This is a genomic window from Nocardioides sp. LML1-1-1.1 (genome assembly GCF_040676175.1).
GTDB lineage: Bacteria > Actinomycetota > Actinomycetes > Propionibacteriales > Nocardioidaceae > Nocardioides.
Genome location: NZ_JBEGHK010000002.1, coordinates 234745 through 256847, shown reverse-complemented (window position 1 = coordinate 256847; position 22103 = coordinate 234745). Strand labels below are relative to the sequence as shown.

At 72.4% G+C, this 22103-nt stretch carries 27 protein-coding genes and 1 tRNA gene; 21 read left to right on the top strand and 7 right to left on the bottom strand.

What is annotated here, in order from left to right:
- Positions 1 to 196: 196 nt before the first annotated feature.
- The gene (locus tag MRBLML1_RS07865) at positions 197 to 898 is read left to right on the top strand and encodes a ferritin-like fold-containing protein (RefSeq protein WP_364513906.1); all 702 of its coding nucleotides are present in this window, start codon (positions 197 to 199) and stop codon (positions 896 to 898) included.
- Here MRBLML1_RS07865 and MRBLML1_RS07860 read toward each other — a convergent pair.
- Positions 859 to 1773, bottom strand: coding sequence for a sterol desaturase family protein (locus tag MRBLML1_RS07860; RefSeq protein WP_364513903.1), 915 nt, complete (start codon positions 1771 to 1773; stop codon positions 859 to 861). The two genes, MRBLML1_RS07865 and MRBLML1_RS07860, sit on opposite strands and share 40 nt — an antisense overlap.
- A 67-nt stretch (positions 1774 to 1840) precedes the next feature.
- Here MRBLML1_RS07860 and MRBLML1_RS07855 point away from each other — a divergent pair, with 67 nt between their 5' ends.
- Entirely contained in the window at positions 1841 to 2455 is a 615-nt protein-coding gene (locus MRBLML1_RS07855) for a TetR/AcrR family transcriptional regulator (protein WP_364513901.1), read from the top strand.
- Positions 2456 to 2478: 23 nt separating this feature from the next.
- On the opposite strand, the gene MRBLML1_RS07850 is transcribed toward MRBLML1_RS07855, so the two are convergent.
- Entirely contained in the window at positions 2479 to 2874 is a 396-nt protein-coding gene (locus tag MRBLML1_RS07850; RefSeq protein ID WP_364513898.1) for a YidH family protein, read from the bottom strand.
- A 109-nt stretch (positions 2875 to 2983) separates the two neighbouring features.
- On the opposite strand from MRBLML1_RS07850, the gene eno reads away from it, so the two are divergent.
- The 8 genes from eno to MRBLML1_RS07810 all read left to right on the top strand — a co-directional run bounded on the left by eno (position 2984) and on the right by MRBLML1_RS07810 (position 8180).
- Positions 2984 to 4261 carry a phosphopyruvate hydratase gene (gene eno / locus MRBLML1_RS07845; RefSeq protein WP_364513895.1) on the top strand — a complete coding sequence of 426 codons (1278 nt, stop codon included), beginning with the start codon at positions 2984 to 2986 and terminating at the stop codon, positions 4259 to 4261.
- A gap of 15 nt (positions 4262 to 4276) precedes the next feature.
- A complete protein-coding gene (locus tag MRBLML1_RS07840) occupies positions 4277 to 4873 on the top strand; it encodes an FtsB family cell division protein (protein ID WP_364513892.1) in 597 nt (198 codons plus the stop codon).
- Between the two features lie 26 nt (positions 4874 to 4899).
- The gene (locus MRBLML1_RS07835; RefSeq protein WP_364515607.1) at positions 4900 to 5382 is read left to right on the top strand and encodes a DUF501 domain-containing protein; all 483 of its coding nucleotides are present in this window, start codon (positions 4900 to 4902) and stop codon (positions 5380 to 5382) included.
- Positions 5375 to 6295 carry an exopolyphosphatase gene (locus MRBLML1_RS07830; protein WP_364513889.1) on the top strand — a complete coding sequence of 307 codons (921 nt, stop codon included), beginning with the start codon at positions 5375 to 5377 and terminating at the stop codon, positions 6293 to 6295. The genes MRBLML1_RS07835 and MRBLML1_RS07830 overlap by 8 nt, the downstream gene beginning before the upstream one ends.
- Positions 6292 to 7011: a uracil-DNA glycosylase gene (locus MRBLML1_RS07825; protein WP_364513886.1), complete on the top strand. Its 720-nt coding sequence runs from the start codon at positions 6292 to 6294 to the stop codon at positions 7009 to 7011. The genes MRBLML1_RS07830 and MRBLML1_RS07825 overlap by 4 nt, the downstream gene beginning before the upstream one ends.
- Positions 7008 to 7532 carry a glycine cleavage system protein R gene (locus tag MRBLML1_RS07820; RefSeq protein WP_364513883.1) on the top strand — a complete coding sequence of 175 codons (525 nt, stop codon included), beginning with the start codon at positions 7008 to 7010 and terminating at the stop codon, positions 7530 to 7532. The genes MRBLML1_RS07825 and MRBLML1_RS07820 overlap by 4 nt, the downstream gene beginning before the upstream one ends.
- A complete protein-coding gene (locus MRBLML1_RS07815; RefSeq protein WP_364513881.1) occupies positions 7529 to 8095 on the top strand; it encodes a peptide deformylase in 567 nt (188 codons plus the stop codon). Before MRBLML1_RS07820 ends, MRBLML1_RS07815 begins: the two co-directional genes overlap by 4 nt.
- Positions 8096 to 8106: 11 nt before the next feature.
- A tRNA-Leu gene (locus tag MRBLML1_RS07810) sits at positions 8107 to 8180 on the top strand.
- A 3-nt stretch (positions 8181 to 8183) separates the two neighbouring features.
- Here MRBLML1_RS07810 and MRBLML1_RS07805 read toward each other — a convergent pair.
- Positions 8184 to 8495, bottom strand: coding sequence for a hypothetical protein (locus MRBLML1_RS07805; protein ID WP_364513878.1), 312 nt, complete (start codon positions 8493 to 8495; stop codon positions 8184 to 8186).
- A 144-nt stretch (positions 8496 to 8639) separates the two neighbouring features.
- Between MRBLML1_RS07805 and MRBLML1_RS07800 the strand changes: the two genes are divergently transcribed.
- Entirely contained in the window at positions 8640 to 8948 is a 309-nt protein-coding gene (locus MRBLML1_RS07800; protein WP_364513875.1) for a helix-turn-helix domain-containing protein, read from the top strand.
- 6 nt (positions 8949 to 8954) lie between these two features.
- Here MRBLML1_RS07800 and MRBLML1_RS07795 read toward each other — a convergent pair whose 3' ends face one another.
- A complete protein-coding gene (locus tag MRBLML1_RS07795) occupies positions 8955 to 9560 on the bottom strand; it encodes a ClpP family protease (RefSeq protein WP_364513872.1) in 606 nt (201 codons plus the stop codon).
- Positions 9557 to 10186: a ClpP family protease gene (locus MRBLML1_RS07790; protein WP_364513869.1), complete on the bottom strand. Its 630-nt coding sequence runs from the start codon at positions 10184 to 10186 to the stop codon at positions 9557 to 9559. The genes MRBLML1_RS07795 and MRBLML1_RS07790 overlap by 4 nt, the downstream gene beginning before the upstream one ends.
- 116 nt (positions 10187 to 10302) lie before the next feature.
- On the opposite strand from MRBLML1_RS07790, the gene MRBLML1_RS07785 reads away from it, so the two are divergent.
- The 3 genes from MRBLML1_RS07785 to MRBLML1_RS07775 all read left to right on the top strand — a co-directional run bounded on the left by MRBLML1_RS07785 (position 10303) and on the right by MRBLML1_RS07775 (position 13429).
- A complete protein-coding gene (locus MRBLML1_RS07785) occupies positions 10303 to 10992 on the top strand; it encodes an SAM-dependent methyltransferase (protein WP_364513866.1) in 690 nt (229 codons plus the stop codon).
- A 67-nt stretch (positions 10993 to 11059) separates the two neighbouring features.
- Complete coding sequence (locus MRBLML1_RS07780) at positions 11060 to 12514, top strand: glycoside hydrolase family 5 protein (RefSeq protein WP_364513863.1); 1455 nt, start codon at positions 11060 to 11062, stop codon at positions 12512 to 12514.
- A 93-nt stretch (positions 12515 to 12607) separates the two neighbouring features.
- Positions 12608 to 13429, top strand: a complete 822-nt coding sequence (locus tag MRBLML1_RS07775; protein WP_364513860.1) for a Bax inhibitor-1/YccA family protein — start codon at positions 12608 to 12610, stop codon at positions 13427 to 13429.
- A 64-nt stretch (positions 13430 to 13493) separates the two neighbouring features.
- Here MRBLML1_RS07775 and MRBLML1_RS07770 read toward each other — a convergent pair whose 3' ends face one another.
- Positions 13494 to 14516 carry an SGNH/GDSL hydrolase family protein gene (locus tag MRBLML1_RS07770; protein WP_364513857.1) on the bottom strand — a complete coding sequence of 341 codons (1023 nt, stop codon included), beginning with the start codon at positions 14514 to 14516 and terminating at the stop codon, positions 13494 to 13496.
- Positions 14517 to 14553: 37 nt separating this feature from the next.
- On the opposite strand from MRBLML1_RS07770, the gene MRBLML1_RS07765 reads away from it, so the two are divergent.
- The 5 genes from MRBLML1_RS07765 (at position 14554) to MRBLML1_RS07745 (ending at position 19636) form a co-directional block, all read left to right on the top strand.
- The gene (locus MRBLML1_RS07765; RefSeq protein WP_364513854.1) at positions 14554 to 15939 is read left to right on the top strand and encodes a cystathionine beta-synthase; all 1386 of its coding nucleotides are present in this window, start codon (positions 14554 to 14556) and stop codon (positions 15937 to 15939) included.
- Between the two features lie 118 nt (positions 15940 to 16057).
- Positions 16058 to 16699, top strand: coding sequence for an ABC transporter permease (locus tag MRBLML1_RS07760; protein WP_364513851.1), 642 nt, complete (start codon positions 16058 to 16060; stop codon positions 16697 to 16699).
- Complete coding sequence (locus MRBLML1_RS07755; protein WP_364513848.1) at positions 16696 to 17862, top strand: ABC transporter ATP-binding protein; 1167 nt, start codon at positions 16696 to 16698, stop codon at positions 17860 to 17862. Before MRBLML1_RS07760 ends, MRBLML1_RS07755 begins: the two co-directional genes overlap by 4 nt.
- Positions 17859 to 18650, top strand: a complete 792-nt coding sequence (locus MRBLML1_RS07750) for an ABC transporter permease (RefSeq protein WP_364513844.1) — start codon at positions 17859 to 17861, stop codon at positions 18648 to 18650. The genes MRBLML1_RS07755 and MRBLML1_RS07750 overlap by 4 nt, the downstream gene beginning before the upstream one ends.
- Positions 18650 to 19636 carry a glycine betaine ABC transporter substrate-binding protein gene (locus MRBLML1_RS07745; protein ID WP_364513841.1) on the top strand — a complete coding sequence of 329 codons (987 nt, stop codon included), beginning with the start codon at positions 18650 to 18652 and terminating at the stop codon, positions 19634 to 19636. Before MRBLML1_RS07750 ends, MRBLML1_RS07745 begins: the two co-directional genes overlap by 1 nt.
- Here MRBLML1_RS07745 and MRBLML1_RS07740 read toward each other — a convergent pair.
- The gene (locus MRBLML1_RS07740) at positions 19626 to 20507 is read right to left on the bottom strand and encodes a GNAT family N-acetyltransferase (protein WP_364513838.1); all 882 of its coding nucleotides are present in this window, start codon (positions 20505 to 20507) and stop codon (positions 19626 to 19628) included. The genes MRBLML1_RS07745 and MRBLML1_RS07740 overlap by 11 nt on opposite strands.
- Before the next feature lie 137 nt (positions 20508 to 20644).
- On the opposite strand from MRBLML1_RS07740, the gene fdxA reads away from it, so the two are divergent.
- Together fdxA and dapC are read left to right on the top strand one after the other, a co-directional pair.
- On the top strand, positions 20645 to 20971 hold the full coding sequence (fdxA, locus tag MRBLML1_RS07735) for a ferredoxin (protein ID WP_364513835.1): 327 nt from the start codon (positions 20645 to 20647) through the stop codon (positions 20969 to 20971).
- Positions 20972 to 20978: 7 nt separating this feature from the next.
- Positions 20979 to 22094 (top strand): succinyldiaminopimelate transaminase, encoded by a 1116-nt coding sequence (gene dapC, locus MRBLML1_RS07730; RefSeq protein WP_414691233.1) that lies wholly within the window; start codon positions 20979 to 20981, stop codon positions 22092 to 22094.
- Positions 22095 to 22103: the final 9 nt, after the last annotated feature.

Here is a 22103-nt window from a genome sequence, read left to right as displayed (position 1 = left end):
AGTGGTCTCGTTGGAAGTCAGTGTTCTGTTCGCTTTCGTGAGTGTCGTCGGCCGGTCGGCAGGCGCCAGAATCAAAGCGGCCGATTCACACTCAGCCGCGCACATACGTGGGCGGGTGCCCGGGCGGGCCGTCCGCGCTCCTGGAGGGGAGCGGACAGGCTCTCGCTGTGGTCCATGGTACTTGTACGCTGCCGGCATGGCTGAATCCGCCGACGCGACCGCCCTCGCCGCCGATTCCGACCCGGCGTACCGCGAGGCCGTCGTCGACCTCCTCGCCGCCATCGCGTACGGCGAGATCTCCGCCTTCGAGCGGCTGGCCGAGGACGCGAAGCTCGCGCCCAGCCTGGCCGACAAGGTCGACCTCGCCACCATGGCGAGCGGCGAGCTGACCAAGGTGCACGCGCTGTCCGACCGGCTCCGCTCGCTCGGGGCCGACCCGTTCGCGGCGATGGCGCCCTTCCGCGAGCCGCTCGACGAGTTCCACCGCCACACCGCCCCTGCGGACTGGTACGAGGGCCTCGTCAAGGCCTACGTCGGCGACGGGCTCGCCAACGACTTCTACCGCGAGATCGCGGCCTACCTCGACCCCGAGACCCGCGACCTGGTCGTCTCCTCGATGGAGGAGGGCACCCACGCCGCCTTCGTCGTCGACCGGGTGCGCGCGGCGATCTCCGCCGACCCGCGGCTCGGTGGCCGGCTCGCGCTGTGGGGCCGTCGCCTGATGGGTGAGGCGCTCACCCAGGCACAGCGCGTCGCCGCCGACCGGGACGCGCTGACCGCGCTGCTCGCCGGCGGCGTGGACCGCCCGGGTCTCGACCTGGCCGCGCTGGGCCGGATGTTCACCCGGCTCACCGAGCGTCACATGGCGCGGATGGGTGAGCTCGGGCTCGACGCCTGATCCTCCGGGCGCGGCGCCCAGCCGGGCGGGCCGAACAGGTAGCCCATCCGGTCGCGCCAGCGCGTGGCGTCGCGGACGTCGCGGGCGATCTGCGCGTAGTCGCCGTACTGCAGCTTGATGAGGTTGTGCGTCTCCACCGGCTTCGTCAGCCCGTACGTCGGCCGGTGCAGCTCGGCCTGGAAGGTCCCGAACATCCGGTCCCAGACGATCAGCATCCCGGCGTAGTTCTTGTCGAGGTACTCCGGGTCCGAGCCGTGGTGCACCCGGTGGTGGGACGGGGTGTTGAAGACGAGCTCGATCGGGCGCGGGAGCTTGCCGATCGTCTCGGTGTGCACGAAGAACTGGAAGACCAGGTTGACCCCGAAGGCGACGTAGATCGTCCACGGCGAGAAGCCGAGGAACGGCAGCGGCAGCCAGAAGAAGAACTCGAACCAGGGGTTCCACTTCTGCCGCAGGGCGGTCCCGAAGTTCATGTACTCCGAGGAGTGGTGGGCCTGGTGCGCCGCCCAGCCCACGTTGACCCGGTGCACGAAGCGGTGCGAGCCGTAGAAACCGAGGTCGACGGCGACCAGGACGAGCGGCCAGTACCACCACGCGTCGGTCGGCAGGTGGAAGGGCGCGAGGTGCACGAAGACCAGCATGTAGACGAGGAACGAGCCGACCTTGAACGCCAGCGTGAAGACCAGCGAGATCAGCCCCATGCTCAGGCTGGTGCGGGTGTCCTTGCCGAGGTAGCCCGTCGGCGGCCGGCCGGTGACCGGGTCGTCGTCGTGGTCCAGCCACTTCAGCGCGGCGAGCTCGACGAGGATCGTGAGGACGAAGAAGGGGATGGCGTAGGTCACCGGGTTCTTCATCGGGTCGAGCAGGTCGTGCACGGCGTCTCCTTGAATTGACTCGCGGGTAAGTTACCACGGAGTCAATTGGTTCGCTAGGGTTCTCCGCATGACCTCGGTACGACGCTCGGGCACCAAGGGCGTCGCACGCGCCGACCGGGAGCAGCAGATCCTCGACGTGGCCGGCCCGATCTTCGGCGAGCACGGCTTCGCCGCGACCTCGATGGCCGACGTGGCACAGCAGGCGGGCATCTCCAAGCCGCTGATCTACAACTACTTCGGCTCCAAGGAGGGGCTCCACGAGCGTTGCCTGCGGCTCGCCCTGGACCTGGTCCTCGGCGAGATCGAGCGCTCGGCCGACCTGGGTGCCGTCGGCCTGCAGCGCGCCCTGGTCACCCTCGACGGGATGTTCCGGGTGCTGGACGGGCGAGCGTGGGTGTGGGCGATCGCCAACGACGCGACCGCCCCGGAGGGCACCGCGGCGCTGCGTGACACCTACCAGCAGCGCCTCGACGGGCTGGCTCGCGAGGGGGTGGGGGAGCTGCTCACGCTGGCCGGTGACGACGACGCCCTCGACCTGGATGCGATGACGGCGGTGTGGAGCGACGTGTTCGCCTCGCTCGTCACCTGGTGGTGCGCGCACCCCGGGGTGACTCCGGACGCGATGAGCGCGCGGTGCGAGCGGCTGTTCGGCGCGGTCTTCGGGTTCTCGCCCGACGCCTGAGCGGCTGCCCCGGGCGATGCCGGTCAGTGCCGGACCAGCGCCGACCCGAGGGCGACGGCCATCAGCACGCCGACCGCGGCGAGCACGACCATCCCGCCGGTGAACCCGGGCAGCGTGCCGCTGGTCCGCATCGCGATCTCGGTCCGCGTCCAGCGGTGCCAGCCGACGCCGAGCGCGACGGCGGCGACCAGCACCAGGCCGAGCGAGAGCACCAGGCGGGCGACGATGGAGAACTCCAGCGCCGGCGAGCTGACCGCGACGGCGCCGGCGACCAGGGCCAGGGAGGTCCGCACCCAGGCCAGGAAGGTCCGCTCGTTGGCGAGCGAGTCGCGGGGCTCGGGGTCCTGCCCGACGCCGTAGACCCGGTGCGGCCGGCGCCGGGGAGGCGCGCTCTCGGGGCTGGTCCCAGGGCTGGTCACGGGGCCAGCATGCCGGAACCGGCGAACGCGCGGTGGGCGCTGCCCGGATCCACCGCACCGGCGCACTAGGCTGGCCGGGACGTCCCCGTACCGGAAGGCAGCTCTAGACGTGGCAGCGATCGAAGCCGTCGGCGCCCGCGAGATCCTCGACTCGCGCGGCAACCCCACCGTCGAGGTGGAGGTCCTCCTCGACGACGGGTCCTTCGCCCGGGCCGCCGTGCCCAGTGGCGCGTCCACCGGCGCCTTCGAGGCGGTCGAGCTGCGCGACGGCGGCGACCGCTACCTCGGCAAGGGGGTCCACCAGGCCGTCACGGCGGTCATCCAGGTGCTCGGCCCGGCGATCGAGGGTCTCGACGCCGCCGACCAGCGCCTGATCGACCAGACCCTGCTGGAGGTCGACGGCACGCCCAACAAGGCCAAGGTCGGCGCCAACGCGATCCTCGGTGTCTCGCTGGCCGTGGCCCGCGCGGCCGCGGACTCCGCGGACCTCCCGCTCTACCGCTACGTCGGCGGTCCCAATGCCCACCTCCTGCCCGTCCCGATGATGAACATCCTCAACGGTGGGTCGCACGCCGACTCCAACGTCGACATCCAGGAGTTCATGATCGCGCCGATCGGCGCGCCGACCTTCCGCGAGGCGCTGCGCGTCGGCGCGGAGGTCTACCACGCGCTCAAGTCCGTGCTGAAGGACAAGGGCCTGGCCACCGGGCTTGGCGACGAGGGCGGCTTCGCGCCGAACCTCGAGTCCAACCGGGCCGCCCTCGACCTGATCGGCGAGGCTGTCGCCAAGGCCGGCTACGAGCTCGGCAAGGACGTCGTGCTCGCGCTCGACGTGGCGGCCAGCGAGTTCTACGCCGACGGCTCCTACACCTTCGAGGGCGCCCAGAAGTCCGCCGAGGAGATGACGGCCTACTACGCCGACCTCGTCGCCAGCTACCCGATCGTCAGCATCGAGGACCCGCTCAACGAGGACGACTGGGACGGCTGGAAGGCCATCACCGACGCCCTCGGCGACAAGACCCAGCTCGTCGGCGACGACCTCTTCGTCACCAACGTCGAGCGCCTCCAGCGTGGCATCGCCGAGGGCCAGGCCAACGCCCTGCTGGTGAAGGTCAACCAGATCGGCTCGCTGACCGAGACCCTCGACTCCGTCGAGCTCGCCCACCGCAACGGCTTCCGCTGCATGATGAGCCACCGCTCCGGCGAGACCGAGGACACCACGATCGCCGACCTCGCGGTGGCGACCAACTGCGGCCAGATCAAGACCGGTGCCCCGGCGCGCTCGGAGCGGGTGGCGAAGTACAACCAGCTGCTGCGCATCGAGGACGAGCTCGGCGACGCGGCCCGCTACGCCGGGGCCGCCGCCTTCCCGCGCTACCAGGGCTGATCCCGGAGGACTCCCATGGCTGACGAGCGCCGTACGTCCCGCAAGCCGGGCCGCCCCGCAGCGGGGCGGTCCGGGCCGCGGTACGCCGAGCGGCTCAAGGCCCAGCGCAAGCAGGCCGCGCGCGACCGCCAGGCCGCGCTGGTCCGCGCCCGCGCCGAGCACCAGCGCAAGTCCCGGCTGACCGGCCGGGCCGCGGTCCTGGTGCTCGTGCTGGCCGTGCTCGCGGTGTCCTACGCCTCCTCGCTGCGCGCCTACCTCCAGCAGCGTGAGCAGATCGACGCGCTGCAGGAGCAGATCGACCAGCGCAAGGCCGACATCAAGGACCTGCAGCGCGAGAAGGAGCGCTGGAGCGACGACGCGTACGTCGCCCAGCAGGCCCGGGAGCGCTTCGGCTACGTGCAGAAGGGCGAGACCCCCTTCGTCACGGTGCGCGACGGCAAGCCGCTCGATGCCTCCGCGGAGCTCGCCGACCCCTCGACGCTGTCCGACCCCGACCAGCGGGCCTGGTACGCCGACGCGTGGGACTCGGTGAAGATCGCCGGCAACCCGCCGACCCGGGTGCCCGCACCGAAGAACGAGATCGAGGCTCCCAAGGAGGACCTGGGCGAGTGACCGATCGCGCGAACGACGAAGCGGTCATGGCCGCGCAGCTCGGCCGGCCCGTCCGCGGGGTGCACGCCATCGGGCACCGTTGCCCGTGCGGCAACCCGGACGTGGTGACCACCGAGCCGCGGCTGCCCAACGGCACGCCCTTCCCCACGACCTACTACCTCACCTGCCCGCGCGCGGCCTCGCGGATCGGCACCCTCGAGGGCACCGGCGTGATGAAGGAGATGCAGGAGCGGCTGGGCACCGACGCCGAGCTCGCGGCGCGCTACCGCGCCGCGCACGAGGCCTACCTCGCCGACCGCGCCGTGGTGGCGGAGGCCGGCGGCTTCGACGTCCCCGAGATCGAGGGCATCTCCGCCGGCGGCATGCCCGACCGGGTCAAGTGCCTGCACGTGCTGGCCGGGCACGCGCTCGCCGCGGGGCCGGGCGTCAACCCGCTCGGCGACGAGGTCCTGGAGCTGCTCGGCGACTGGTGGGCCAAGGGCCCGTGCGTCACCGCCACCGATGAGTGAGGGCCCGATCGCCGCGATCGACTGCGGCACCAACACCATCAAGCTGCTCGTGGGCAACCCGGCCGCCGACCCCGACGGGGTGCGTCGCGAGAGCCGGATGATCCGGCTCGGCCAGGGGGTCGACGCCACCGGCGTGCTCGCCCCGGAGGCCCTGGCGCGGGCATGGGCGGCGCTGGACGAGTACGCCGCGATCATCGCCGACGCCGGGGCCGAGCGGATCCGCTTCTGCGCCACCTCCGCGACCCGGGACGCCGGCAACGCGGCGGAGTTCACCGCGGGCGTGCTCGAACGGCTCGGGGTCGCGCCGGAGGTGCTCTCGGGCGAGGAGGAGGCCCGGCTCGCCTTCGACGGCGCGGTGCGTGGCCTCGGCGAGGGACTGACCGGCCCGGTGCTGGTCGTCGACGTCGGCGGCGGCTCGACCGAGCTGATCCTCGGCGACCCGGCGAGCGGCCCGAGCGCCGCGCACTCGATGGACATCGGCTCGGTGCGCCTGCACGAGCGGCACGTGCGCCACGACCCGGTCGACGCGGTCGAGATCGCGGCGATCGTCGCGGACGTCGACGCCGCGCTCGACGCCTGCCCGGTCGACCCGGCCAGGGCGGCCACCGTGATCGGCGTCGCCGGCACGAACACCACCCTCGCCGCCGGCACGCTCGGCCTCGACGGCTACGACCGCGCGGCGATCCACGGGCAGGTGCTCGCGGTCGCCGACGTGCAGCGGCTCGTCGGCCGGCTGCTCGGCATGACGGTGGCCGAACGACGCGCGCTCGGCTGGATGCACCCGGGCCGGGCCGACGTGATCGACGCCGGCGCGCTGATCGTCTCGCGGGTGCTGGGGCGGGTCGTCGTACCGGACCTGGTGGTGGCGGAGACCGACATCCTCGACGGGATCGCCTGGTCCCTGCTGCGATGAGCGACCCGGCGGAGGCGATGGCGCGGCTGGACGCGCGCGTCGTCGAGTGCCGGGCCTGCCCGCGGCTGGTGGCGTGGCGGGAGCTGGCGGGGGAGGAGAAGCGGGCGGCGTACGCCGGGGAGGACTACTGGTCGCGCCCGGTGCCCGGCTTCGGCCCCGCCGACGCGCGGATCCTCGTGCTGGGGCTGGCTCCCGCGGCGCACGGCTCCAACCGGACCGGGCGGATGTTCACCGGCGATCGCTCGGGGGACTGGCTGTTCGCGTCGTTGCACCGCACCGGGTTCGCCAGCCAGGCGAGCAGCACCCGTCGCGGCGACGGCCTGGTGCTGCGCGACCTGCGGATGGCCGCGCCGGTGCGCTGCGCGCCGCCCGCCAACAAGCCCACGCCCGAGGAGCGGGGCACGTGCGCACCCTGGCTCGACGAGGAGCTCGCGATCCTGGCGCCCAGGTTGCGGGTGGTCGTCACCCTCGGCGCCATCGGCTGGGCCGCCGCGCTGGTCGCGCTGGAGCGCGCCGGGTGGGCCGTGCCGCGACCGCGGCCGCGCTTCGGCCACGGCGCGGAGGTGTCGCTGACGCGGGCCGACGGGCGGGGCATCGTGCTCCTCGGCTGCTTCCACCCCAGCCCCCACAACACCTTCACCGGGCGACTGACGGAGCCGATGACCGACGAGGTGTTCGGCCGGGCGCGGGAGCTGGCTGGGATAGTGGGCCCGTGAGCAACGACCTGTACGCCGTCACCGTCCTCGGCCACGACCGGCCCGGCATCATCGCCGAGACCACCGCGGGCCTGGCCGGCCTGGGCCTCAACATCGAGGACTCGACGATGACCCTGCTGCGCGGGCACTTCGCGATGATGCTGCTGTGCCGCGGCGAGGTCGAGGCGTCCGCCGTCGAGTCCGCGCTCGCCTCGCTCGCCGCCGGGGGAGACCTCGACGTGTCGGTGCGCCCGGTCTCCGACGAGGTCACGCCCGGCGCCGGCGGCACCGCGTGGGTGCTCACCGTCCACGGCGGCGACCGGCCCGGCATCGTGTCCGAGGTCGTCGCCCAGGTGGCCGCGGCCGGCGGCAACATCACCGACCTGACCACCCGGCTCGCCGGTGACCTCTACCTGCTCGTCGCCGAGATCGCGCTGCCCGACGCGGCCGACGTCGACGCGGTCGGTGGTGCCATCCGCGCCGCCGCCGAGCGGGTCGGCGTCACCGCGACCCTGCGCGCGGCCGAGACCGACGAGCTGTGAGCCCCGAGCAGGGCAGCGCCCGGGTCGCGGCCTGGACCGAGGCGGAGCTGGGTGCCGAGGGGCGGGTCCGCGACGTCGTACGCGCGCCGTCGGGGGTGCTCTCCGCGCGCGGTGCCGACGTCGACCCGACGGACCCGGAGGTCGTACGGCTGGCCGCCGACCTCGTCGCCACCATGCGGGTGAGCCCGGGCTGCGTGGGCCTGGCCGCCAACCAGGTCGGCGTCGGCGTCCGGGTGTTCTGCGTGGACGTCACCAAGCACCCCAAGGCCCGCACGAAGCACGGCACCTTCGTCCTCTGCAACGCCGAGGTCGTCGAGTCCAGTCGCAACGAGAAGGCGCGCGAGGGCTGCATGAGCGTCCCCGACCTCACCGGCGACGTGAAGCGCGCCTCGCGGTTGACGGTGCGCGGCTGGCTGCCCGGCACCGGTGAGGAGGTCGTGCTCGCCACCGACGCCTTCGAGGCCCGCGCCCTGCAGCACGAGATCGACCACACCGACGGGTTCCTGTTCCTCGACCGGGTGGCCGGGGCACACGCCATCTATCCTCGCCAGACCTACCTGTAGCCCGCCTGCAGGCCCCCGTATCCCAACCGGCAGAGGAAGCCGCCTTAAAAGCGGCGCAGTCTGGGTTCGAGTCCCAGCGGGGGCACCGCTAGAGGATGTTGCGCAGTGCCGCGCCGACCTCGTCGCTCGTGGTGGCCGTGGCGAGCCCGGCGCCGACCGCGACGTTCTTGCGGGCGTTCTCCTCCGCGGCCTCCTTGCCGGCGCTGCCGGCCTGGACGCCGAAGTAGGCGGCGACGATGGTGGCGATCGGGGAGACGACCGCGCCGAGCACCAGCCCGATGTCCGAGGCCTTCTCGAACTTCCACAGCGCGATGCCGAAGACGACGACGATCGCGAGCACGCCGGCGATCACCGCCGTGATGCCGTACTTCCAGCGGTCCGCTGAGTCGGGAGCAGTCATGGCAGGCCTCCTTCGCCGTCCCGTCGATTTGACTCCGTGTGATGAATGCAGTCAATAGTCCCTTCGGGTGGTTGCGGCTTCTGCCGAGAGCAGAACTCCGCGTCGACCCGCCGGACGCGTCGCCGGGGCGACCTACGATGAGGCATGGCCGAGGACCGGGACGACACCGAGCCGCTGTGGCGGGACCTGCTGGGGCGACAGCTGCGCCGAGCCCGTCGCGAGCGCGGCGCGACGCTGACCGAGATCTCCCGGCGGGCCGGGATCTCGCCGCAGTACCTGTCCGAGATCGAGCGCGGCGTGAAGGAGCCCAGCAGCGAGATGATCGCGGCGGTGGCGGGCGCGCTCGGCCTCACCCTCCTGGACCTGACGTCCGCCGTCACCGGCGACCTGTACGTCGCCGCGCCCGCCCGCGAGCTGCGCCCGGTCTCCATGGCGCTGGCCCTGGTCGCGTAGCCGGCGTCACGCCCCGCCGGGCAGCACGCGCTCCTCGAGCACCCGGTCGATCAACCCGTACTCCTGTGCGCCGCCGGCGGTGAACACCCGGTCGTGGTCGGTGTCGGCGCGCAGGGAGGCGACGTCCTGGCCGGTGTGGCGGGACAGGATCTGCTCGATCTCGGAGCGCACCCGCACGACCTCGTCGGCCTGCAGGATCAGGTCGGGGATCGGGCCGCGGCCCGACGCGGCCGGCTGGTGGAGGACCACGCGGGCGTGGGGGAGCGCGGCCCGCTTGCCCGGTGCGCCGGCGGCGAGCAGGACGGCGCCGACGGCGACGGCCTGGCCGATGCAGGTGGTGGCGACCTGCGGACGGATGTACTGCAGGGTGTCGTGGACGGCGAGCATCGCGCTCGGGTCGCCGCCCTCGCAGTTGATGTAGAGCTGGATGTCGCGCTCGGGGTTGTCGGCCTCCAGGAACAGCAGCTGCGCGACGAGCGCGTTGGCCACGCCCGCGTCGATCGCGGTGCCGAGGTAGACGATCCGCTCGGTCAGCAGGTGCGAGTAGACGTCCATGACCCGCTCGCCACGTGGGTGCTGGGCGATCACGTGGGGGATCGTGTAGGTGCTCATCGCACGCCTCCCGCGGTGAACGAGCCCAGCCCGGCCGTACGACGCAGCGGCGGCGCCACCTCGTCGTACGACGACACGACCGCGTCGACGAAGCCGTAGTCGAGCGCCTCCCGCGCGGTGTACCAGCGGTCCCGCAGCGAGTCCTCGAAGACCCGCTCGACCGACTGCCCGGTGTCCGCGGCGATGAGGCCGAGCACGGTGTCGCGCATGTGCCGCAGGTCCTCGGCCTGCAGCTCGACGTCGGCGGCGGTGCCACCGATGCCGGCGGAGCCCTGGTGCATCAGGATGCGCGAGTGCGGCAGCGCGCGGCGGCGTCCGGGCTCACCGGAGGAGAGCAGGAACTGCCCGGCGCTGCAGGCGATCCCGAGGGCGAGGGTGGAGACGGGGCACGGCACGAGCCGCATGACGTCGCGGATCGCGAGCATGGCGGGCACCGAGCCGCCGGGGGAGTGGATCCACAGCGCGACCTCCGCGGAGGTGTCCTCCCCGGCCAGGCTCATCAGCTGGGTGGCGAGCACGGTGCCGTTGTCGTCGTCGAGCACGCCGTCGAGGACGAGGACGCGCTGCTGGTAGAGCTCGCGCCGCCGCCGGTCGTCGAAGAGCCGTGGGGTGTTGTCGTCGGTCATGGCGCCACCTTGCGCCGGAGCCGGACCGGGAGCCAGGGCGCGCTGCTGAGGGCGGAGAAGCACTGCTGGGAGCAGCAGTTGACTTCAGGTCCACCTGAGCCGGCACAGTGGTCCCCATGCACCGTCACCACCGCGACCACGCCCACGACGACTCCCTCGAAGCGCTCCGCGAAGCGCTCACCGCCGGCTTCTGGGACGAGCGGTACGCCGGCAGCGACCGGGTCTGGAGTGGTCGCCCCAACCAGCGGCTGACCGAGCAGGTCGCCGACCTGTCGCCCGGCACGGCGCTCGACGTGGCGTGCGGCGAGGGTGGGGACGCGATCTGGCTGGCCAAGCAGGGCTGGAAGGTGACCGCTGTCGACGTCTCGCAGGTCGCGCTGGCACGGGTGGCGGACCACGCCGAGGACGAGGGCGTCGCGGACCGGCTCAGGCTCGGCTTCTACGACGCGCTCGACGACCCGCGTCCGGCCGGGCGGCACACCTTCGACCTGGTCACGGTGAGCTTCCTGCACGTGCCGGTCGAGGACTTCGACGAGATCTACCGGGGCATCGGCGCGGCCGTCGGGCCGGGCGGGCGGCTGCTCGTCACCGCCCACCACCCGCACGACGTGGCCACCGGCGCCCGCCACGACCACGGTCCCGGCCTGCTCTTCGAGCCGGACCGCGTGCTGGCGGCGCTGGGCGCCGACCGGCCCGGCTCGGCATGGGAGGTCGAGGTCGCGGACACCCCGGAGCGGGTCCAGCAGACCGCCGACGGGCCGCTGGAGGTGCGGGACACCGTGGTGCGGCTGCGGCGTACCGCCTGAAGCGACGGGTGACGGGGCGCGCCTCCTGCAGTACGTTGCGGAGGTGCTCCCTGTAACACGTTCTAGTGTGCGGCGGGCGACGCTGCTCGCCGTCGCCCTGGTGCTCGCGGTCCTCGGCACGACGGCACCACCCGCCACGGCCGACGACGACACGCCCCAGCTGCGCCGGCAGGGCCGCTGGCTCGTCGACGAGCAGGGCCGGGTGGTGATCGTCCACGGCTTCAACCTGGTCTGGAAGCTCGACCCCTACGTCCCGCCCGCCACCGCCGAGGGCTTCACCGCCGCCGACGCGGAGTGGTTGGCCCGGTACGGCTTCAACGGGGCCCGGCTCGGCACGCTGTGGGCGGGGATCACGCCGAGCGCACCGGGATTGGGCGACCCGTCGTACCGCGCCGGGTGGCAGCGGGTGATGGACCTGCTCTCCGCGCGTGGCATCTGGATGCAGCTGGACATGCACCAGGACCAGTGGCACGAGACGTACGGCGGTGAGGGCGTCCCCGACTGGGCGCTGCACCGTCCCGCCGTGCTGAGCCTGCTGCCGCCGCTCAACCTGCCCTTCCCGATCGGCTACTGGACCCCCGAGAACTCGCTGGTCTTCGACGACTTCTGGGCCAACCGCCACCGCGGCGTCGACGACTGGGCGGCGGCGTGGAAGGTCGCGGCCGGGTGGTGGCGGGACCAGCCGCACCTGATGGGCTACGACCTCGTCAACGAGCCGTGGATGGGCCTGGAGTGGCTGTCCTGCCTGACCACCGGGTGCAAGGGCAGCTACACCAAGGAGCTGCAGCCGGCGTACGAGAAGGTCACCCGCGCCATCCGCCAGGTCGACCCGGACAACGTGGTGTGGTGGGAGCCGCAGCAGCTCGCCGCCGGGCAGAAGGTGCCGACGTACCTGGAGCCGATGGCGGGGGAGCAGCAGCTCGGCTACTCCTGGCACAACTACTGCCAGGACGTCTTCCTCGAGTCCCAGGGCCTGCCCTTCGGCAACGTCGAGAACTGCTGGGACTTCAGCCAGGAGCGGACCACCACGGCCCTCGCGCAGGCGGCGAGGATCGACGCGGCGCCTTTGATGAGCGAGTGGGGCGCGACCGACAACGTCCGTGCCGTCGAGATCGACGCCGCCGTCGCGGACCGCAACCTCATGGGCTGGACGCACTGGGCCTACAAGCAGTGGCAGGACCCGACGACCGCCGACGACGCGCAGGGGATGTTCGCCGACGACACCGACTTCGCCTCGGTGAAGCAGGACAAGCTGAAGGTGCTCGTGCGCACCTACGCCCAGGCCACCGCCGGCACCCCGCTCGCGATGTCCTTCGACGCCGCGACCGGTGCCTTCTCCTACCGCTACCGCTCCAACGCGATCACCGCCCCGACCGAGGTCTTCGTCAGCCCGCTGCACTACCCCCACGGGTACGACGTGACGGTCACCGGCGGGCAGTGGCAGCCGGGCTCCGGCGGCCGGATCGAGGTCCGGCCCGACGTACCGGGCCAGGAGGTGGCGGTCCGGATCACGGCGCGCTGAGGACCGCGGGAACCTTTGGCGCACACCGGGCGTTGCACCGGCATAAGGCCCCTAGACTGGGGGTCACTGTCGCTTACCCCTGCGGAGGAGACCATGCAGAGCAACAACCCCGTGTTCCGGCGCTCGGAGGAGTTCAACCGGACCGGTGCTGGCGCGTACCAGCAGTTCGGGGAGCCGCAGTACGGCGCTCAGCCGGGCTACCCGGCGCCGCCGACCCAGGTCCAGCAGGGCCGGATGACCATCGACTCGGTCGTCCAGTCCACCTCGATCACGATCGGGATCACCGTCCTCGCGGCCGCCATCACCTGGATGGTGACGCCGGCGATCAGCCCCGAGACCGGCATCCCGTCCAGCGTGCTCGCCGCTTCCGTCATCGGTGGTGGCGGGGCCTTCCTGCTGTCGCTGGTCAACTCCTTCAAGCGGGTCATCAGCCCCGCCCTGGTCATCGCGTTCGCCGTGGCCGAGGGTGTGGCCCTCGGTGCGCTCAGCGAGCTGTTCAACGCCGTCTACGGCGGCGGCATCGTCGTCCAGGCGGTCATCGGCACCTTCGCCGCGTTCGGCGGCACGCTGGCGGCCTACAAGTTCTTCGACATCCAGGTCGGCAACAAGTTCCGCACCTTCGTCATCGCCGCGATGTTCGGCATGGTCGCCCTGAGCCTGCTCGAGGTCGTCCTCGGCATGTTCGGCGACGGCCTCGGCCTGTTCGACGACGGGGCCCTGGGCCTGGTCTTCGCGATCGCCGGCCTGGTGCTCGGCATCTTCATGCTGATCCTCGACTTCGACTTCGTCGAGCAGGGCGTCGCCAACGGCCTGCCGGAGCGCGAGTCGTGGCGGGCGTCGTTCGGCCTTCTCGTCAGCCTGGTCTGGATCTACACCAACCTGCTCCGGATCCTCGCGATCCTCCAGCAGGACTGATCTGGCCTCGACGGCCCCGGCCCCACCTCGGTGGGCCCGGGGCCGTCGTGCGTCCGGGGTCCGCTCAGTCGGGGACGGGCGCGCCCTCGTGCTCGTCGGGCGCCTCGCCGGGGACGTGCTGGCGGCTGCGGCGGTGCCGCAGCTCCACCCAGAGCCCCCGTACGCCGGCCCGGCGGCCGCCGATCTCGGTGCCGTCGAGCTCGGTGCCCGGCTCGTTGACGGCCTGGACGGCCGCACGGGTGATGGGCAGCACGCCCTCTCCGCGGAAGGCCTCCAGCGCGGCCTCGTCGTCGGGGCCCTGCTCCAGCGCGGCGAGCAGCGAGGGGATGAGCACCCCGGCGAGCTTGCGGTAGCCGATCACGGAGGGGTGGAACTGGTCGGGGCCGAACAGCAGCGCGGGCGCGGCGGCGAACTCGGGGCCGAGCACGTTGCCGAGCGAGACCGTCCGGCCGCCCTCCTCGATGACCGCGATGGTCTGCGCGGCGGCGAGGCGGCGGGACCAGGCCCGGGCGACCTGGCGCAGCGGAGGAGCGATCGGCTGCACGGTGCCGAGGTCGGGGCAGGTGCCGACGACGACCTTGGCGCCGGAGGCCATCAGCCGCCGGACGCCCTCGGACAGGTAGCGCACCGACTGCGAGGGCCGCATGGTGTGGGTGACGTCGTTGCCGCCGATCAGGATGACCACGGCCTGGGGCTCGATGGGCAGCGCCCGGTCGACCTGGGCGGCGAGGTCGGAGGACTTCGCACCGACGACGCAGAACTCACGCAGGTAGACCCGCCGGTTCGCGTGCTCGGCGAGCGCCGAGGCGAGCAGCGCACCGGGCGTCTCCTCGACCCGGTCGACGCCGTAGCCGGCGGCGCTGGAGTCGCCGAGCAGGGCGATCCGCAGGGCGGGCCCGGGGCGGCCGCGGCCGTACCAACCGGTCGCGTCCGGCGGCGGCTCCTCGCGGGCCGGGCCGATGGTCTTGCGGGCCAGCCGGGCCTCGGCGGTGAGGACGCCGTAGAGGCCGGCGCCGAGCGCGGACAGACCGCCGCCGCCGTACAAGGCCGCGGCGGCCAGCTTGCGGGCTGCGGACGCCTTGCTCACGGCGGCAACTCTACGGATGCACCGATACGGTGAGCACATGGAGTACGTCGAGTCCCTGCTGGAGCTGATCGGCAACACCCCGCTGGTCCGGCTCAACCGTTCCCTCGACCTGCCCGCCGACGGACCGTTGGTGCTGGCGAAGGTCGAGTACCTCAACCCCGGTGGTTCGGTGAAGGACCGGATCGCCACCCGCATGATCGAGGCCGCCGAGGAGTCCGGCGCCCTCCAGCCCGGCGGCACGATCGTCGAGCCGACGTCCGGCAACACCGGTGTCGGGCTGGCGATGGTCGCCCAGCAGAAGGGCTACCACTGCATCTTCGTGTGCCCCGACAAGGTGAGCGAGGACAAGCGCAACGTCCTGCGTGCCTACGGCGCCGAGGTGGTCGTCTGCCCGACGGCCGTCGCGCCCGAGCACCCCGACTCCTACTACAACGTCTCCGACCGGCTGGCCAACCAGCCGGGAGCCTGGAAGCCCGACCAGTACTCCAACCCGCACAACCCGCGCTCGCACTACGAGGAGACCGGTCCCGAGGTGTGGCGCCAGACGGAGGGGAGGATCACCCACTTCGTCGCGGGCGTCGGCACCGGCGGCACCATCAGCGGCATCGGCCGCTACCTCAAGGAGCAGAACGACGGCGTGCAGGTCGTCGGCGCCGACCCGGCCGGCTCGGTCTACTCCGGCGGCACCGGGCGGCCCTACCTCGTCGAGGGCGTCGGTGAGGACTTCTGGCCCGAGACCTACGACCGCGACATCGCGGACCGGATCATCGAGGTCTCCGACGCCGACTCGTTCGCCTTCACCCGGCGCCTGGCCCGCGAGGAGCAGATGCTCGTCGGCGGCTCGTCGGGGATGGCGGCCTACGCCGCGCGCCAGCTCGCCCAGGAGCTCGCCGCCGAGGGCAGGAACGACGCCGTCATCGTCGTCCTGCTGCCCGACTCCGGCCGCGGCTACCTCAGCAAGGTGTTCAACGACGACTGGCTCGCGCAGTACGGCTTCAGCACCGGTCAGCCGCAGCCGGCCCGCACGGTCGGTGAGATCCTCAGCTCCAAGACCGGCGGCCTGCCGGCCCTGGTGCACACGCACCCGAACGAGACCATCGCCGAGGCGATCGGGATCCTGCAGGAGTACGGCGTCTCGCAGATGCCCGTCGTGCGGGCCGAGCCGCCCGTGGTGGCCGCCGAGGTCGCGGGCTCGGTCTCCGAGCGCGCCCTGCTCGACGCCATCTTCACCGGCAAGGCGCGGCTCAACGACTCCGTGGAGCAGCACATGTCGCCGGCGCTGCCGACGATCGGCTCGACCGAGGACGCGCAGGCCGCCGTACCCCTGCTGGAGGGGGCGGACGGCGTGCTGGTCCACGAGGACGGCAAGCCGGTCGGTGTGCTCACCCGCCACGACCTGCTGCTCTTCCTCGCTCGTGGCTGAAATGTGACTCGCGTCACACTGACCGTCTGAGATCGGCCCGGGCGGGCACCGCCGACCGGCAAACGTTTGTCGGCGGGGATGGCCCGCCCGGACCCGATCCGGACGGAGGTGCGTCCCCATGTGGGACTTCATCGTCGAGCGCCGAGAGGCGATCGCGTTCAACACCTACCAGCACGCGTTGCTGGTGGCCGAGGCCGTGCTGCTGGCGACCCTGATCGGGGTCGCGCTGGCGATCGTGGTCACCCGGGTGCCCCGGCTGAGCACGCTGGCCGGCCTGATCAGCGCGATCGGGCTGACCCTGCCGTCGTTCGCCCTCATCGGCCTGCTGCTCCCGGTCGCCTCGATCGGGCCGACGACCGCGCTGATCGCGGTCACCTTCTACGCCGTGCTGCCGATCCTGCGCAACGCCGTGACCGGCCTGCAGGGCGTCGACCCGACCCTGCTGGAGTCGGCCCGCGGCATGGGGCTGAGCGAGCTCGCGGTCCTGTGGCGGGTGCGCCTGCCGCTGGCCTGGCCGGTCATCCACGCCGGCATCCGCACCTCGACGCAGATGTCGATGGGCGTGGCGGCGATCGCCGCCTACGCGCTCGGCCCCGGCCTCGGCGCCTACATCTACACCGGGCTGACCCAGATCGGCGGTGTCAACGCCGTCCGGTACGCCGTGGTCGGCACCGTCGGCATCGTGGTCGTCGCCCTGCTCGCCGACCTGTTCCTGCTCCTGATGGGGCGTCTGACGATCTCGAGGGGGATCCGCGCATGACCACCACCGACCACCCCGAGCAGACGTCCGGCTCCACCGGATCGGTCAGTGGCGCCGAGATCGTCCTCAGCGACGTCGTCAAGCGCTACCCCGGCCAGAAGGTCGCCGCGGTCGACGGGCTCAGCCTGACCATCCCGGCGGGCGAGATCGTGATGTTCGTCGGCCCGTCCGGCTGCGGCAAGACCACCTCGCTGAAGATGATCAACCGGCTGATCGAGCCGACCTCGGGGACGATCACCATCGACGGCGTCGACATCCGCAAGCAGAGCGAGAACGAGCTGCGCCGGCGGATCGGCTACGTGATCCAGGGCGGCAGCCTGTTCCCGCACATGACGGTCGAGCGCAACATCGCCGTCGTACCGCGGCTGCTCGGCTGGGACTCCGGGCGCATCCACGACCGGGTCACCGAGCTGCTCGACCTGGTCGGCCTCGACCCCGACCGCTACCGCGGGCGCTACCCCAAGGAGCTCTCCGGCGGCCAGCAGCAGCGCGTCGGTGTCGCCCGCGGACTGGCCGCGGACCCGCCGGTGATCTTGATGGACGAGCCCTTCGGCGCCGTCGACCCGATCACCCGCCAGCGCCTGCAGGACGAGCTGCTGAGCATCCAGCGCGAGCTCGGCAAGACCATCGTCTGCGTCACCCACGACATCGACGAGGCGATCAAGCTGGGTGACCGGATCCTGATCCTGCGCGAGGGTGCGCAGGTCGCGCAGTACGACACCCCCGAGACGGTCCTCTCGGCGCCCGCCGACGACTTCGTGGCCGACTTCGTCGGCGCCGGCTCCTCGCTCAAGGCGCTCACCCTCGCCCGGGTCGGCGAGGTGGAGCTGCGCCAGACCGTGACCGCCCGGGTCGGCGAGCCGGTCGAGGAGGTCAAGCGGCGTGCGGAGGCGGCGGGGGAGAACTGCGTGGTCGTGCTCGACGAGCGCGGGCGGCCGGTCGGCTGGCCCTTCCTGCGCCAGCTGCGCGGGACGACCATCGTCCGGCCCGACGGTGACCTCGTCGACGTCGACGTCCGCGCCACCCTCAACGACGCGCTCGACACGATGCTCTCCAGCTCCCACGGCGGCGCCGTGGTGACCGGTGACCGCGACCAGTTCGTCGGCGTCATCGACTTCGCCGCCGTCACCGACCACGTCCGGGCCCTGGAGGCGGAGCGGTGAGCGCGGTCGCGGCCCAGGCCCCACCGAAGCCCTCGCGCTGGCGCAGCATCCCGCGCGACGACCGCGGCATGCTGGTCCTGCCCCCGGTCGTGGTGGTGCTGATCCTCGCCGGCTACGTCGCGTGGCGCTCGAGCGCCGACCTCGACGACACCGAGCAGCGCCAGCTGCGCTGGTCGACGGTGCGCACCCAGTTCGTCGAGCACCTCGAGCTCACCGTGGTGGCGTCGGTCCTCGTCGTGCTGATCGCCGTCCCGCTGGGCATCCTGCTGACCCGCGGCCGGCTGCGCCGGCTCGCGCCCGTGGTCGTCGGCGTCGCGAACGTCGGCCAGGCCGCCCCGTCGATCGGCCTGCTCGTGCTGCTCTACATCTGGCTCAACGACTACGGCTGGACCGGCTTCGGCGTCGCGGTCCTGACCCTGACGCTCTACGGGTTGCTGCCCGTGCTGCGCAACACGATCACCGGCCTGCAGGGCGTCGACCCGACGCTCGTCGAGGCCGGGCGCGGCATCGGCATGTCGCAGCTCGCCGTCCTGGTCCGGGTGGAGCTGCCCCTCGCGCTGCCGGTGATCATGACCGGCGTCCGCACGGCCCTGGTCCTCGTCGTCGGCACGGCGGCGCTGGCCACCTTCGTCAACGGCGGTGGGCTGGGCGGCATCATCAACTCCGGCATCACCCTGTTCCGCTTCGAGGTGATGGTCGCGGGCGCACTGCTGGTCGCCGCGCTCGCCCTCGCCGTCGAGTGGGTGGGCCGCCTGCTCGAGCTCCTCGTCCGGCCGAAGGGTCTGTGATGCGAACCCCGCTGCGCCCCCGCCTCCTTGCGGCCGCCCTCGCCGCCAGCCTGCTGCTGGCGGGCTGCGGCCTGCGCACCGCCGGCGGCATCGTGCCCGACGCGACGCTCGCCGGCCCGCTGGCCGAGGCGCCGAGCCTCGACGGGGTCGAGATCAAGGTGGGCTCGAAGAACTTCTCCGAGAACATCATCCTCGGCAAGATCGCGCTCATCCTGTTCAACGCCGCCGGTGCGTCGGTCAGCGACCTGACCAACATCCCCGGCAGCGCCTCCGCGCGCCAGGCCCAGGTCTCCGGCGACATCGACGCGATGTGGGAGTACACCGGCACCGGCTGGCTGCAGTACCTCACCCAGCCGGAGGCGATCAAGGACCAGGAGAAGCAGTACGAGGCCGTGCGCGACCTCGACCTGAAGCGCAACGACCTGGTCTGGCTGCCGCCCGCGCCGATGAACAACACCTACGCGTTCGCGGTCACGGCCGCGACCGCGAAGAAGTACGGCATCACCAAGCTCTCGCAGCTCGCCAAGGTGCCGGCGGCGGCCCGCACCTTCTGCGTGGAGTCGGAGTTCCGCGACCGCAACGACGGTCTCGAGGGGATGCTGAAGACCTACGACGTCCCGCTCGACGAGCCGAAGGGCGTGCCGACGAAGAACCTGCGCACCTTCCAGACCGGCGCGATCTACGACGCCACCGCCTCGGGCAGCTGCACCTTCGGCGAGGTGTTCACGACCGACGGCCGGATCCTCGCGCTCGACCTGAAGGTGCTCCAGGACGACCGCCGCTACTTCCCGAACTACAACGTCTCCCTGGTCGTGGGCAAGAAGCTCTACGACGAGCACCCCGAGATCGAGGAGCTGCTCGCCCCGGTCACCGAGAAGCTCACCGACGAGGTGCTGATCAAGCTCAACGCCGAGGTCGACGTGGACGGTCGTGAGCCGACCGACGTGGCCCGCGACTGGCTCGCGGACGAGGGCTTCATCGAGTGACGGGCGCCAGGTAGCGCATCACGTGGTGGGGCGCGAGTCCGAGGGCGTCCCAGAAGGCCAGCCCCGCCGGGTTGGCGGTCTCGACGTGCAGCCACACGGTCGTGGCGCCCTGCTCGGCGCCCCAGTCGAGCAGCTCGGCGAGGACGTCGCCGCCCAGGCCGCGCCGGCGGTGCGCGGGGTCGACGGTGAGCCCGTAGACACCGAGCCAGTCGCCGTCGAGGGTGGCCTGGGCCTCGGCGAGCGGGTCGCAGCCGGTGCCGAGGGTGGCGTGCGCCCGGGATCCGGTGACGGCGAGGCCAGCCTCCTGGCGGCGCCGGCCCAGCGCGCGCCGTACGACGGACAGGCCGGCCAGGCGCAGCTCGCTCTCGCCGTGGTCGAGCGCCTGCCAGCCGGCGGCCCGGGCGTCGTCCTCGACGGGGGAGCCGGCCTCCACCTGCACGAGCGGGTCGCGCGAACGGGCGCCGTAGAAGGCGACCACCTCGGCGAGCGCCTCCGCGACGGGGCGGCCGGGGTCGCCGACCGCGAGGCAGGAGTTGGCCCGCTTGCGCGGGCGGCCGGCGGGCGCGGGCTCGTGGCGCAGCTCCCAGGCACCGAGCGGCACCCGCTCCAGGTCCGGCCAGAGCACCCCGGTGCGGCCCTCGGCCTCGCGCACGCCCACCCGCTGGCGCACCGAGGGGCGCGGCGGGACCGGCTTGCCCGAGACGATGTCGGCGAGCGCGATCGTGACCGCGGCGCCGGTCTCCGGCTGCACGACGCAGGACTCCTGGTCCCACGACAGGCAGGTCCCGAGCAGGTCGGTGAAGGCCGGGCCGCCGGTGGGACCGGTCTCCCCGCGCACCACGCGCCGGACGACGATGCGCTGTCCGACCACGTGCGGGCCGAGGAGATGGCGTCCAGATTCGGGGGGTCTGTGCGCATCCGCCACGGCCGGGATACTAGGCTGACCTCCGGTACGAAACCTATTCGTGCACATCTTTCGCAGAGCACCGTCAGGGCCAGGAGGAACCGATGACCTACGTCATCTCGCAGCCGTGCGTCGACGTCAAGGACCGCGCGTGCGTGGACGAGTGTCCGGTCGACTGCATCTACGAGGGCAAGCGGATGCTCTACATCCACCCCGACGAGTGCGTCGACTGCGGTGCGTGCGAGCCAGTGTGCCCGGTGGAGGCCATCTTCTACGAGGACGACGTCCCGGAGGAGTGGAAGGACTACTACGACGCGAACGTGAAGTTCTTCGACGACCTCGGCTCGCCCGGCGGCGCTGCCAAGATGGGTGAGATCGACAAGGACGCCGCGTTCGTGGCCGGCCTCGAGCCGCAGAACCAGGACCACTGAGCCTCAGGTGATCGAGCTGGGAGCCGTCTCGGGCCGGCTGCCCGACTTCCCCTGGGACCGCCTCACGGAGCACGCCGCCGCGGCGCGCGCGCACCCCGACGGCATCGTCGACCTCTCGATCGGCACGCCGGTCGACCCGACGCCGGAGGTCGCGCGCGCGGCCCTGGCCGCGGCCTCCGACTCGCCGGGCTACCCGCTCACGGTCGGCACGCCCGAGGTGCGCGAGGCCGTCGTCGACTGGCTCGCGCGCCAGCACGGCGTGACCGGGCTGGGCGTCGACCAGGTGCTGCCGCTGATCGGCTCCAAGGAGCTCATCGCCTCGCTGCCGTCCTTCCTGGGGCTCGGCGCGGGTGACCTGATCGGCTACCCGGCGCTCGCCTACCCGACGTACGAGGTCGGCGCGGCGCTGGTCGGTGCGAAGGCCGTCGCCTCGGACTCCCTGACGGCCTTCGGCCCGGAGACGCCCGCGCTGCTGTGGGTGAACTCGCCGTCGAACCCGTCGGGGCGGATCCTGCCGAAGGAACACCTCAAGAAGGTCGTCGACTGGTGCCGCGAGCGGGGGGTGCTGCTTGTCTCCGACGAGTGCTACCTCGACTGCGTCTGGGAGGGCGAGGCCCTCTCGGTGCTGCACCCCGACATCTGCGGCGGCTCTGCCGAGGGCATCCTCGTCGTGCACTCGCTGTCGAAGCGCTCCAACCTCGCGGGCTACCGCTGCGGCTTCGTCGCGGGCGACCGCGCGGTGATCGCCGAGCTGCTCGCGGTGCGCAAGAACCTCGGCCTGCTGATGCCCGGCCCGACCCAGCACGTGATGGCTGCGGCGCTCGGCGACGAGACCCACGTCGCCGAGCAGCACGAGCGCTACCGCGCGCGTCGTACCAGGCTGCGCGCGGCGCTGGAGGCGGCCGGCTACACCATCGACCACTCCGAGGCCTCGCTCTACCTGTGGACCACCAAGGGTCCCGAGGGGCCGGACTCCTGGCAGCTCGTCGCCGAGCTGGCCGGCCAGGGGATCCTGGTCGCGCCGGGCGCGTTCTACGGCACCGCCGGTGAGCGGCACGTGCGGATCGCGCTGACCGCGACCGACGAGCGGATCGACGCCGCGGTCGCCCGGCTCACCGCCTGAGGCTCGACC

Excerpts from the sequence above, each read along its gene's own strand:
- MRBLML1_RS07765 (WP_364513854.1), top strand. The coding sequence starts at position 14,554 with ATGGAGTACGTCGAGTCCCTGCTGGAGCTGATCGGCAACACCCCGCTG.
- MRBLML1_RS07825 (WP_364513886.1), top strand. The coding sequence starts at position 6,292 with ATGAGCGACCCGGCGGAGGCGATGGCGCGGCTGGACGCGCGCGTCGTC.
- MRBLML1_RS07865 (WP_364513906.1), top strand. The coding sequence starts at position 197 with ATGGCTGAATCCGCCGACGCGACCGCCCTCGCCGCCGATTCCGACCCG.
- MRBLML1_RS07800 (WP_364513875.1), top strand. The coding sequence starts at position 8,640 with ATGGCCGAGGACCGGGACGACACCGAGCCGCTGTGGCGGGACCTGCTG.
- fdxA (WP_364513835.1), top strand. The coding sequence starts at position 20,645 with ATGACCTACGTCATCTCGCAGCCGTGCGTCGACGTCAAGGACCGCGCG.
- MRBLML1_RS07855 (WP_364513901.1), top strand. The coding sequence starts at position 1,841 with ATGACCTCGGTACGACGCTCGGGCACCAAGGGCGTCGCACGCGCCGAC.
- MRBLML1_RS07830 (WP_364513889.1), top strand. The coding sequence starts at position 5,375 with ATGAGTGAGGGCCCGATCGCCGCGATCGACTGCGGCACCAACACCATC.
- MRBLML1_RS07775 (WP_364513860.1), top strand. The coding sequence starts at position 12,608 with ATGCAGAGCAACAACCCCGTGTTCCGGCGCTCGGAGGAGTTCAACCGG.
- MRBLML1_RS07840 (WP_364513892.1), top strand. The coding sequence starts at position 4,277 with ATGGCTGACGAGCGCCGTACGTCCCGCAAGCCGGGCCGCCCCGCAGCG.
- MRBLML1_RS07795 (WP_364513872.1), bottom strand. The coding sequence starts at position 9,560 with ATGAGCACCTACACGATCCCCCACGTGATCGCCCAGCACCCACGTGGC.
- MRBLML1_RS07835 (WP_364515607.1), top strand. The coding sequence starts at position 4,900 with ATGGCCGCGCAGCTCGGCCGGCCCGTCCGCGGGGTGCACGCCATCGGG.
- MRBLML1_RS07805 (WP_364513878.1), bottom strand. The coding sequence starts at position 8,495 with ATGACTGCTCCCGACTCAGCGGACCGCTGGAAGTACGGCATCACGGCG.
- MRBLML1_RS07790 (WP_364513869.1), bottom strand. The coding sequence starts at position 10,186 with ATGACCGACGACAACACCCCACGGCTCTTCGACGACCGGCGGCGGCGC.
- MRBLML1_RS07785 (WP_364513866.1), top strand. The coding sequence starts at position 10,303 with ATGCACCGTCACCACCGCGACCACGCCCACGACGACTCCCTCGAAGCG.
- MRBLML1_RS07745 (WP_364513841.1), top strand. The coding sequence starts at position 18,650 with ATGCGAACCCCGCTGCGCCCCCGCCTCCTTGCGGCCGCCCTCGCCGCC.
- MRBLML1_RS07760 (WP_364513851.1), top strand. The coding sequence starts at position 16,058 with ATGTGGGACTTCATCGTCGAGCGCCGAGAGGCGATCGCGTTCAACACC.
- MRBLML1_RS07755 (WP_364513848.1), top strand. The coding sequence starts at position 16,696 with ATGACCACCACCGACCACCCCGAGCAGACGTCCGGCTCCACCGGATCG.